General features: G+C 60.9%; 13 protein-coding genes. 12 read left to right on the forward strand and 1 reads right to left on the reverse strand.

Annotated elements, in window-relative coordinates:
• Positions 1–197 precede the first annotated feature (197 nt).
• The 3 genes from hslV (at position 198) to QMX88_RS27225 (ending at position 2,648) form a co-directional block, all read left to right on the forward strand.
• Complete coding sequence (gene hslV / locus QMX88_RS27215) at positions 198–728, forward strand: ATP-dependent protease subunit HslV (protein ID WP_065986638.1); 531 nt, start codon at positions 198–200, stop codon at positions 726–728.
• A 70-nt stretch (positions 729–798) separates the two neighbouring features.
• Positions 799–2,136, forward strand: a complete 1,338-nt coding sequence (gene hslU, locus QMX88_RS27220; RefSeq protein ID WP_282373357.1) for an ATP-dependent protease ATPase subunit HslU — start codon at positions 799–801, stop codon at positions 2,134–2,136.
• A gap of 134 nt (positions 2,137–2,270) precedes the next feature.
• The gene (locus tag QMX88_RS27225) at positions 2,271–2,648 is read left to right on the forward strand and encodes a DUF971 domain-containing protein (RefSeq protein WP_282373358.1); all 378 of its coding nucleotides are present in this window, start codon (positions 2,271–2,273) and stop codon (positions 2,646–2,648) included.
• Positions 2,649–2,664: 16 nt separating this feature from the next.
• Here the strand turns inward: QMX88_RS27225 and QMX88_RS27230 are convergent, their stop codons facing one another.
• Positions 2,665–2,943 carry a polyhydroxyalkanoic acid system family protein gene (locus QMX88_RS27230; RefSeq protein WP_282373359.1) on the reverse strand — a complete coding sequence of 93 codons (279 nt, stop codon included), beginning with the start codon at positions 2,941–2,943 and terminating at the stop codon, positions 2,665–2,667.
• 141 nt (positions 2,944–3,084) lie between these two features.
• Between QMX88_RS27230 and ubiE the strand changes: the two genes are divergently transcribed.
• Genes ubiE through QMX88_RS27275 form a run of 9 tightly spaced genes read left to right on the forward strand, consistent with a single transcriptional unit; the run spans position 3,085 to position 9,286 of the window.
• Positions 3,085–3,855, forward strand: a complete 771-nt coding sequence (ubiE, locus tag QMX88_RS27235; RefSeq protein WP_122534362.1) for a bifunctional demethylmenaquinone methyltransferase/2-methoxy-6-polyprenyl-1,4-benzoquinol methylase UbiE — start codon at positions 3,085–3,087, stop codon at positions 3,853–3,855.
• Positions 3,855–4,478: a ubiquinone biosynthesis accessory factor UbiJ gene (locus tag QMX88_RS27240; RefSeq protein WP_282373360.1), complete on the forward strand. Its 624-nt coding sequence runs from the start codon at positions 3,855–3,857 to the stop codon at positions 4,476–4,478. Before ubiE ends, QMX88_RS27240 begins: the two co-directional genes overlap by 1 nt.
• The gene (ubiB, locus tag QMX88_RS27245) at positions 4,475–6,094 is read left to right on the forward strand and encodes a ubiquinone biosynthesis regulatory protein kinase UbiB (RefSeq protein ID WP_282373361.1); all 1,620 of its coding nucleotides are present in this window, start codon (positions 4,475–4,477) and stop codon (positions 6,092–6,094) included. The genes QMX88_RS27240 and ubiB overlap by 4 nt, the downstream gene beginning before the upstream one ends.
• 56 nt (positions 6,095–6,150) lie before the next feature.
• Complete coding sequence (hisI, locus tag QMX88_RS27250; protein WP_074890798.1) at positions 6,151–6,543, forward strand: phosphoribosyl-AMP cyclohydrolase; 393 nt, start codon at positions 6,151–6,153, stop codon at positions 6,541–6,543.
• A 2-nt stretch (positions 6,544–6,545) separates the two neighbouring features.
• Complete coding sequence (locus QMX88_RS27255) at positions 6,546–6,878, forward strand: phosphoribosyl-ATP diphosphatase (protein ID WP_192171226.1); 333 nt, start codon at positions 6,546–6,548, stop codon at positions 6,876–6,878.
• A gap of 42 nt (positions 6,879–6,920) precedes the next feature.
• Entirely contained in the window at positions 6,921–7,205 is a 285-nt protein-coding gene (locus QMX88_RS27260) for a twin-arginine translocase TatA/TatE family subunit (RefSeq protein ID WP_065986662.1), read from the forward strand.
• Positions 7,206–7,215: 10 nt separating this feature from the next.
• Positions 7,216–7,791: a Sec-independent protein translocase protein TatB gene (gene tatB, locus QMX88_RS27265; protein ID WP_282373362.1), complete on the forward strand. Its 576-nt coding sequence runs from the start codon at positions 7,216–7,218 to the stop codon at positions 7,789–7,791.
• The gene (gene tatC / locus QMX88_RS27270) at positions 7,788–8,582 is read left to right on the forward strand and encodes a twin-arginine translocase subunit TatC (protein WP_065986665.1); all 795 of its coding nucleotides are present in this window, start codon (positions 7,788–7,790) and stop codon (positions 8,580–8,582) included. The genes tatB and tatC overlap by 4 nt, the downstream gene beginning before the upstream one ends.
• Positions 8,579–9,286: a 16S rRNA (uracil(1498)-N(3))-methyltransferase gene (locus QMX88_RS27275; RefSeq protein ID WP_282373364.1), complete on the forward strand. Its 708-nt coding sequence runs from the start codon at positions 8,579–8,581 to the stop codon at positions 9,284–9,286. The genes tatC and QMX88_RS27275 overlap by 4 nt, the downstream gene beginning before the upstream one ends.
• Positions 9,287–9,856: the final 570 nt, after the last annotated feature.

Below are 9,856 nucleotides of genomic sequence, written 5' to 3' on the forward strand. Positions count from 1 at the left end.
CGATGAAATCGGCACATCCAACATAATGGGTGCCTGACTGACCGCAATCGCGAGCAAGCTCACTCCTACACAAACTGGAAGCAACCTTACGCACCACCATTCATCCCTCAACCCACTCAACGGTTGAAATACCCGCCCCCACCCCCATATGAGTTTCCATCAGGGCATTTTCGCCCCGCAGCGTGGAGACTCTCCCCTTGACCACCATCGTTTCAGTGCGCCGCCAAGGCAAAGTCGTCATGGCCGGTGACGGCCAGGTTTCCCTGGGCAATACCGTCATGAAAGGCAACGCCAAGAAAGTCCGGCGCCTTTACCACGGCCAGGTCATCGCCGGTTTCGCAGGCGCCACCGCTGACGCCTTCACCCTGTTCGAGCGTTTCGAAGCCCAACTGGAAAAACACCAGGGTCACCTCATTCGCGCCGCCGTAGAGCTGGCGAAAGAATGGCGTACCGACCGCTCCCTGAGTCGCCTTGAAGCCATGCTGGCCGTTGCCAACAAGGACGCTTCGCTGATCATTACCGGTAACGGTGACGTCGTTGAGCCCGAAGACGGCCTGATCGCCATGGGTTCCGGCGGCGCCTTCGCCCAGGCCGCTGCCCGCGCATTGCTGCTGAAGACCGAACTCTCTGCCCGTGAAATCGCCGAAACCGCCCTGCACATTGCCGGCGACATCTGCGTCTTCACCAACCACAACATCACTATTGAGGAGCAGGACCTCGCCGAGTAAGCCTGAGGTGCTGGCCGCCATTCATCGCGGCCTTGCCCGACTTGCCATCTGCCGAGGACCGTTGAAAACCATGTCCATGACTCCCCGTGAAATCGTCCACGAACTCAATCGCCATATCATCGGCCAGGACGATGCCAAACGCGCCGTCGCCATCGCGCTGCGTAATCGCTGGCGCCGGATGCAGCTGCCTGAAGAGCTGCGCGTCGAAGTCACCCCCAAGAACATCCTGATGATCGGCCCGACCGGCGTCGGTAAAACCGAAATCGCCCGTCGCCTGGCGAAACTCGCCAACGCGCCGTTCATCAAAGTCGAAGCGACCAAGTTCACTGAAGTTGGCTACGTAGGCCGCGATGTCGAGTCGATCATCCGTGATCTCGCCGACGCCGCGATGAAGCTGCTGCGTGAACAGGAAATCACCAAGGTTCGCCACCGCGCCGAAGACGCCGCCGAAGACCGCATTCTCGATGCCCTGCTGCCACCGGCACGCGCGGGCTTCAACGATGACGCGTCGTCAGGCAGCGATTCCAATACCCGTCAGCTGTTCCGCAAGCGCCTGCGAGAAGGTCAGCTGGACGACAAGGAAATCGAGATTGAGGTCGCTGAAATGGGCGGCGTTGATATTTCCGCGCCGCCGGGCATGGAAGAGATGACCAACCAGCTGCAGAGCCTGTTTGCCAACATGGGCAAGGGCAAGAAGAAGAGCCGCAAGCTGAAAGTCAAAGACGCGCTGAAGATGGTTCGCGATGAAGAAGCGGGACGTCTGGTCAACGATGAAGAACTGAAAGCCAAGGCGCTGGAAGCCGTCGAGCAGCACGGCATCGTGTTCATCGACGAGATCGACAAAGTGGCCAAGCGCGGTAACGTTGGCGGCGCCGATGTGTCCCGCGAAGGCGTGCAGCGCGACTTGTTGCCCCTGATCGAAGGCTGCACCGTTAACACCAAGCTGGGCATGGTCAAGACCGACCACATTCTGTTCATTGCCTCCGGTGCGTTTCACCTGAGCAAACCAAGCGATCTGGTGCCTGAGCTGCAGGGTCGCCTGCCGATTCGTGTCGAGCTGAAAGCGCTGAGCCCGCAGGATTTCGAACGCATCCTGACCGAACCCCATGCGTCGCTGACCGAGCAATACCGCGAGCTGCTGAAGACCGAAGGCCTGAACATCGCGTTCCTGCCGGATGGCATCAAGCGTCTGGCCGAGATCGCCTGGCAGGTCAACGAAAAGACCGAAAACATCGGTGCGCGTCGCTTGCACACGCTGCTTGAGCGGTTGTTGGAAGAGGTTTCTTTCAGTGCCGGCGACCTGGCAGGCGCGCAGGATGGCGGGACGATCCAGATCGACGCTGAATACGTGAACAGTCACCTGGGTGAGCTGGCGGAAGACGAAGATCTGTCGCGCTATATCCTTTAAAGCAGCTGCAAGCGGTTAGCTTCAAGCGGCAAGCAGATTTCACTGGCTGCCGAAATCTGCTTGGCTTGTAGCTTGTAGCTTGTAGCTTGTAGCTTGTAGCTTGTAGCTTGTAGCTTGTAGCTGAGATTACCTCTATGACCCGCATCCCCACCGCTATCCAGCTGCACAAAGCCTCGAAAGTCCTCAGCCTGAAATACGGGCGGGATGAGGAATACCGCTTGCCGGCGGAGTTCCTGCGGGTGCACTCGCCGTCGGCGGAGGTGCAGGGCCATGGCAATCCGATTCTGCAGTTCGGCAAGCTGGGCGTCGGGCTCACCAAGGTCGAGCCCGCCGGCCAGTACGCGCTGAAGCTGACCTTCGACGACGGTCATGACAGCGGGTTGTTTACCTGGGAATACCTGGAGCAACTGGCGCAACGCCAGGCGCAACTGTGGGACGAGTATCTGGCTGAGCTCAAGGCCGCCGGCAAATCCCGCGACCCTTCCGAGCAAGTCATCAAGCTGATGCTCTAGCCCCTCTCTCGGGACTTCAGGCCATCAAGACTTTATCCAGCTGCCGTTCAACTTCGGTCTGAATCGAACCGCTCATGGCCGAAAGGAAGAAGTTGAGGTCGATATTCACCCGTACCCACTCATCCTCGACCGCGACAGTGCCCTTGGCGCCCTTGCCTTCCAGGGCGACGGTATCGCCTGTCCACTCGTGCTCGATGCCGTACTTGTCGGACAGTTTCTGCAGCATGATCTCAGCCTTCTCGCGGGCCTTTTCCTTTCCCAGCGTGTGCTGGCGTTCCACGGTAATTCTGGCCACTGACGGGCTCCTGCTTCGGCTTAAATCGTCGGCGCACTATACCAGCGGCCCGGACCGAAGAAACTGTTGGCCGTGAGCCTTGTCAAGACAAAGCCAGCCCCGACGATTAGAATGGCGCCACTTTATTCCGGTGACAGCGATATGAATGATCCGCGCAAAGGCAGCGATGCCGAACCCATCACCCACTTCGGTTACAAAAACGTACCGGAAAGCCAGAAGGCCGAGAAAGTCGCCGAGGTGTTTCACTCCGTCGCGGCCAAATATGACCTGATGAACGACGTCCTGTCCGGCGGCATGCATCGCCTCTGGAAGCGCTTCACCATCGAACTGTCCGGCGTTCGCAGCGGCAACCGCGTGCTCGACATCGCGGGCGGCACTGGCGACCTGGCGAAGAAGTTTTCCCATCTCGTGGGCCCGACCGGCGAAGTCGTACTGGCCGACATTAATGCTTCGATGCTCAAGGTCGGTCGTGACCGCCTGCTGGATCGCGGCGTGGCTGGCAACATCAAGTTCGTCCAGGCCGACGCTGAAAAGCTGCCGTTCCCCGACAACTACTTCGACTGCGTGACCATCGCCTTCGGCCTGCGCAACGTGACCCACAAGGAGGACGCCATCCGCTCCATGCTGCGCGTGCTCAAGCCGGGTGGTCGTTTGCTGGTGCTGGAATTCTCCAAGCCCACCAGCAAAGTCATGTCCAAGATCTACGACGCCTACTCGTTCGCCTTCATGCCGCTGGCCGGCAAGTTGATCACCAACGATTCGGAAAGCTACCGTTACCTGGCAGAGTCGATCCGCATGCACCCTGATCAGGAAACCCTGAAGTCGATGATGGTCCAGGCCGGTTTCGACCGCGTGACCTACCACAACATGACCTCCGGCATCGTCGCGCTGCACCGGGGCATCAAGCCCTGATGCTGATCAACGGCTTGCTCGCCAGTGCCGAGCACGGCATCAATCGTGTGCTGCGCATGGACAGCACCGCCTCGCCACGCCTTGACCGACTGAGCGGCAAGGTCATCGCGATCGAGTGCACCAGCCCGGTGTTTCATCTGCACGTACTGCCCAGCGACGACGGCCTGATGCTGGCGGCGAACTGGGAAGGCGGTGCTGATGTGACCCTGCGCGCCCCCGCTGCGAGCCTGATGCGCCTGGCGATGAGCAAAGACAAAAATGCCGTGCTGCACAGCCCGGAAGTCGAGCTGGAGGGTGAAAGCGCCGTGCTGCTTGAGCTGGTGGGCGTGCTGCAGGACCTGGACCTCGACTGGGAATACGAGCTGCAACGCTGGCTCGGTCCCGTCGCGGCGCCCCTGATCGGCGGGCACCTGCGCAACAGCGCGCGCTGGACCCGTGACACCGCGGCCAGCCTCAGCAACAACCTAGCCGAATACCTGGCCGAAGAATCCCGCACGCTGGTCGGCAAACGCGAGGCCGAAGCCCGCTTCGCCGAACTGGATCAGACCAAACAAGACCTGGAACGCCTCGAAGCCCGCTTCGAGCGTCTGGCCCACTCCCTCAAATCCAGCGATAACGCATGAGCCTGCTTGCCGTCCGCCGCCTGTTTCGCATCCAGCGTGTCGTAATCCGTTACCGCCTTGATGATCTGTTGTTCGCCCTGCCCCTGCCGTGGTGGCTGCTGGCCGTGCGTTTTGTACTGCCGTGGCGCTGGCTGCCGCGGCGCAAGAACGAACTGAGCCGTGGCGCGCGTCTGCGGCTGGCGTTGCAGGACCTGGGGCCTATCTTCATCAAGTTCGGGCAGCTGCTGTCCACCCGCCGTGACCTGCTGCCTGAAGACGTCGCCGACGAGCTGATGATGTTGCAGGACCGCGTGCCGCCGTTCGACTCCGCCAAAGCCGTTGCGCTGATCGAATCACAGCTGGGCGCGAAGATCAGCGAGGTCTTCAGTCGTTTCGACGTGGCCCCGCTGGCTTCGGCGTCTGTCGCTCAAGTCCACGCCGCGCGCCTGAAAACAGGCGAAGAAGTGGTGGTGAAGGTCGTGCGGCCGGGCCTGAAGCCGATCATCGGCTCCGACCTGGCGTGGCTGTTCATCCTGGCGAAGATTGCCGAGCGGGTTTCGGCTGATGCGCGTCTGCTGCACCCGGTGGACGTGGTCGCCGATTACGAAAAAACCATCTACGACGAACTCGACCTGTTGCGCGAGGCGGCAAACTCCAGCCAGCTGCGCCGTAACTTCGAAGGCTCGACCATGCTTTACGTGCCGCAGGTCTATTGGGACTGGTGCCGGCCGAAGGTGTTGGTCATGGAGCGCATCTACGGCGTGCAAGTGACCGATCTGGCAACCCTCGCCGATCAGCGCACCGACATGAAGAAGCTGGCCGAGCGCGGCGTCGAGCTGTTCTTCACCCAAGTCTTCCGTGACAGCTTTTTCCACGCCGACATGCACCCCGGCAACATTTTCGTCAGCACGGTCACGCCGTGGGATCCGCAGTACATTGCCATCGACTGCGGCATTGTCGGCAGCCTGACCCCTGAGGATCAGGACTATCTGGCGCGCAACCTGTTTGCGTTCTTCAAGCGTGATTATCGCCGTGTGGCACAGCTGCACATCGACTCGGGCTGGGTGCCGGCCGAGACCAAGCTGAATGAATTCGAAGCAGCCATCCGGACAGTGTGCGAGCCGATCTTCGAAAAACCGCTAAAGGACATTTCCTTCGGGCAAGTGCTGATGCGCCTGTTCCAGACCGCTCGGCGCTTCAACATGGAAGTCCAGCCGCAGCTGGTGCTGCTGCAAAAGACGCTGCTCAACATCGAAGGCCTGGGCCGTCAGCTGTACCCGGAGCTGGATCTCTGGGCGACTGCGCAGCCGTTCCTCGAACGCTGGATGCGCGAACGGGTCAGCCCGAAGACCCTGCTCGGCAACCTGCAGTCTCAGGTCGAACAGATTCCGCATCTGGCGAACATGACCCGGGATTTACTTGAGCGCCTGTCCCAGCCCCATCGCCACGATCCGCCCCCGCCCTATCGGCGCGACGGCGATCATTGGGCCCTTCGCTTGCTCGGCGCTGGCCTGCTGGCCGGTGGCGTTCTGTTGGCGATCACCCATACCCAGACCGGCGAAGCGCTGAACACGCTGAGCGCCTGGCCTGCCTTGCTGATGCTGGCGGCAGGCGTCTATCTGGTCGTTCGCCGATAGCCATCGGCGCGAGCCGCTGGCACACTAACCCTCCCCTGGAACGGCCGGAGCCGATGATGAAAGACTGGCTGGACGAGATTAAGTGGGACAAGGACGGTCTGGTGCCCGCCATCGCGCAGGACCACAAGACCGGTCGCGTGCTGATGATGGCCTGGATGAACCGCGAAGCCTTGAGCCTGACTGCCAGCGAACAGCGCGCTATCTATTGGTCACGTTCACGTGGCAAGTTGTGGCGAAAGGGCGAAGAATCGGGCCACGTGCAGAAGCTTCATGAACTGCGCCTGGACTGTGATGCCGACGTCATTATCCTGATGGTCGAGCAAATCGGCGGCATCGCTTGCCATACTGGCCGCGAGAGCTGCTTCTACCGCGTCTACGACGACGCCGGCTGGAAGACCGTGGACCCGGTGCTCAAAGACCCGGATGCCATTTACCAAGCAGGACACTGAACATGACTGATACCTTGTCACGCCTTGCCGAGGTGCTTGAAGCACGCAAGGGCGCGGCTGCCGACTCTTCTTACGTCGCCAGCCTTTATCACAAGGGATTGAACAAGATTCTGGAGAAGGTCGGCGAAGAGTCGGTCGAAACCATAATTGCTGCCAAGGACGCTGCCATCAGCGGTGACTGCAGTGATGTCGTCTACGAAACCGCCGACTTGTGGTTCCACAGCATGGTGATGCTTGCCCAACTGGGCCAGCACCCGCAAGCCGTGCTCGATGAGCTGGACCGCCGCTTCGGCCTGTCCGGACACGCCGAGAAAGCGTCTCGCTCGGCGGAATAAACACCTGGGCTGCGGCCCGAAATTTCTTGTGAGGAACGCGTCATGGGCATTTTTGACTGGAAACACTGGATCGTCATTCTTGTGGTTGTCGTGCTGGTGTTCGGCACCAAGAAACTCAAGAACCTGGGGACTGACGTGGGTGAGTCGATCAAGGGCTTTCGCAAGGCCATGAATGACGATGACAAGCATCCGGAAGAGCCAACGGTGCAGCCGCCGGTTCAGCCACAGCCGACCGCGCAGCCGGTGCCTCCGACTCAGCCGCTGCACCAGCCGCACACCATCGACGCTCAGGCACAACGAGTCGAAGACCCCCTCCGCAAAGACTAGGTCGTGACGCATGTTTGGTATCAGCTTTTCTGAACTGCTGCTGGTCGGCCTCGTTGCCCTGCTGGTGCTGGGCCCCGAGCGTCTGCCGGGCGCAGCACGGACGGCCGGGCTCTGGATCGGCCGCCTGAAACGCAGCTTCAATGCGATCAAACAGGAAGTTGAGCGCGAAATCGGCGCTGACGAAATTCGGCGTCAGCTGCACAACGAGCACATTCTTTCGCTGGAAGAAGAAGCCCGCAAAATCATGCAGCCGCAGCAACCGCCTGCTGCGCCTGTCGCCCCGGCGGCCCCGGCGGCAACTGTTGCGCCAGCGCCGGCCGAACCTGTCGCCGAGACGCCGGTTTCACCGGCTCCGGCCTCTACAGCGCCGGTTATAGGTGCCGCATCTCCGGTACAGAGCGCGGACATTGGCCCGGCCGCTCCGGCTGAAAGTGCGTCGGTCACACCGCCGCCTGCTCACGTTGGGCCTGCCGCGCCTGCTGCACCAGAATCTGCACCCGCACCTGCGCCGGTCATCACCCCTGCGACCGCGGTGCAAAGTGCGCCTTCTGCCAACGATTCGTCACTGCCACCACGAGCCCCATGAGCGAAATTCCGGAAAACGACCAGCAAATGCCGCTGGTCTCGCACCTGACAGAACTGCGCTCGCGCCTGCTGCGCTGCGTGCTGGCGATCTTCGTGATCTTCGGCGCGCTGTTCTACTTCACCCAGAAGATCTACACCTTCGTCTCTGCCCCGCTGCGCAAGTTTCTGCCTGATGGCGCCACGATGATCGCGACCGATGTGGCCTCGCCGTTCATTACGCCGTTCAAGCTGACGATGATGGTGGCGCTGTTCCTGGCGATGCCGGTGATTCTGTATCAGATCTGGGGCTTCATCGCACCGGGGCTGTACAAGCATGAAAAACGCGTGGCAGTGCCGCTGTTGATCTCCAGCATCATCCTGTTCTATGCCGGGATGGCATTTGCCTACTTTCTGGTCTTCCCGCTGATTTTCCACTTTTTCGCCAGCGTTACCCCGGAAGGCGTGTCGATGATGACGGACATCGCCAGCTATCTGGACTTCGTCATGACGCTGTTCCTGGCGTTTGGTGTGGCGTTCGAGATCCCGGTGGCGGTTGTGCTGCTGGTGTGGATCGGCATCGTCGACGTCAAATACCTGAAGAAGATTCGCCCGTACGTGGTGATCGGCTGCTTCGTGGTGGGCATGATCCTCACCCCGCCGGACATCTTTTCGCAGACCCTGCTGGCTGTGCCGATGTGGCTGCTGTTTGAAATCGGCGTGTTGTGCAGTTCGATGATCACTAAGCGCGGCGATCATGAAGACGACGAAAAAGCCGAAGACGAACAGAGCCAACCGCCAGCGACCCAGCCGTGAACCTGCTGTTGCTTGAGGACGCCGACTTCATCGCGGCGGACCGGGTGGTGCTGCGTGATCGGCGCCTCAAGCACATGCAGGAAGTGCATCGCAGTGAAGTGGGCGACAGCCTGCGGGTCGGCCGTATGGGCGGACTGCTGGGCAGTGCGCAACTGCTGCGGCTGGAAGCGCGGGAAGCCGAGCTGTCAGTGAGCTTCGAGCACGCCCCGCCGGCCAAACTCCCTCTGACGCTGATCTTGGCACTGCCCCGCCCGAAGATGCTGCGCCGGGTGTTTCAGACCGTAGCGACGATGGGTGTGCCCCGAGTCATCCTGGTCAACAGTTACCGCGTCGAAAAAAGCTTCTGGCAGACGCCTTTTCTAGAGCCTGCGGCCATCCGCGAACAGTTGATTCTCGGGCTGGAACAGGCCCGGGACAGCGTGCTGCCGGAGATCATCATCGAGAAGCGTTTCAAGCCCTTCGTTGAGGACCGACTGCCCGCCATTGTGGACGGGACTTTGGGGTTGGTCGGTCATCCGGGTGACTTCCCCGCCTGCCCGCGTGCGGTTGAGCAGCCTGTCACCCTGGCGATCGGCCCTGAAGGTGGCTGGATTCCCTACGAAGTTGATTTGCTGCAGGCCTCGGGCCTGACTCCAGTCCAGCTGGGCGCGCGGATCCTGCGCGTCGAAACCGCCGTCACCGCGCTGCTCGCCCGATTGTTCTAGGGCCCGCGCACATCGAACATGGGGACACCCTTTTCCCCGCAGACGCAAAACCTGTGGGGAGCGAGCTTGCTCGCGAAGGGGCCGATACATCCGCTAAATATCCGGCGCTTGAAATGCAGTCTTCGTGAGCAAGCTCACTCCCACAAGTCCTGTGTTTGCTGCTCGACAGCGCGGTGTCAAAACACAGACCCGCGCTCAGATCACATGGCGACACCGATCTCCCCGCCGACGAAGACCCCGTGGGAGCGAGCTTGCTCGCGAAGGGGCCGATACATCCGCTAAATATCCGGCGCTTGAAATGCAGTCTTCGTGAGCAAGCTCACGCCCACAAGTCCTGTGTTTGCTGCTCGACAGCGCGGTGTCAAAACACAGACCCGCGCTCAGAGCACATGGCGACACCGATCTCCCCGCCGACGAAGACCCCGTGGGAGCGAGCTTGCTCGCGAAGGGGCCGATACATCCGCTAAATATCCGGCGCTTGAAATGCAGTCTTCGTGAGCAAGCTCACTCCCACAAGTCCTGTGTTTGCTGCTCGACAGCGCGGTGTCAAAACACAGACCCGCGCTCAGA

It is taken from the genome of Pseudomonas sp. PS02290 (assembly GCF_029960075.1).
Taxonomy (GTDB): Bacteria; Pseudomonadota; Gammaproteobacteria; order Pseudomonadales; family Pseudomonadaceae; genus Aquipseudomonas.

Excerpts from the sequence above, each read along its gene's own strand:
- hslU (WP_282373357.1), top strand. The coding sequence starts at position 799 with ATGTCCATGACTCCCCGTGAAATCGTCCACGAACTCAATCGCCATATC.
- tatB (WP_282373362.1), top strand. The coding sequence starts at position 7,216 with ATGTTTGGTATCAGCTTTTCTGAACTGCTGCTGGTCGGCCTCGTTGCC.
- QMX88_RS27225 (WP_282373358.1), top strand. The coding sequence starts at position 2,271 with ATGACCCGCATCCCCACCGCTATCCAGCTGCACAAAGCCTCGAAAGTC.
- ubiE (WP_122534362.1), top strand. The coding sequence starts at position 3,085 with ATGAATGATCCGCGCAAAGGCAGCGATGCCGAACCCATCACCCACTTC.
- QMX88_RS27240 (WP_282373360.1), top strand. The coding sequence starts at position 3,855 with ATGCTGATCAACGGCTTGCTCGCCAGTGCCGAGCACGGCATCAATCGT.
- ubiB (WP_282373361.1), top strand. The coding sequence starts at position 4,475 with ATGAGCCTGCTTGCCGTCCGCCGCCTGTTTCGCATCCAGCGTGTCGTA.
- hisI (WP_074890798.1), top strand. The coding sequence starts at position 6,151 with ATGAAAGACTGGCTGGACGAGATTAAGTGGGACAAGGACGGTCTGGTG.
- tatC (WP_065986665.1), top strand. The coding sequence starts at position 7,788 with ATGAGCGAAATTCCGGAAAACGACCAGCAAATGCCGCTGGTCTCGCAC.
- QMX88_RS27260 (WP_065986662.1), top strand. The coding sequence starts at position 6,921 with ATGGGCATTTTTGACTGGAAACACTGGATCGTCATTCTTGTGGTTGTC.
- QMX88_RS27255 (WP_192171226.1), top strand. The coding sequence starts at position 6,546 with ATGACTGATACCTTGTCACGCCTTGCCGAGGTGCTTGAAGCACGCAAG.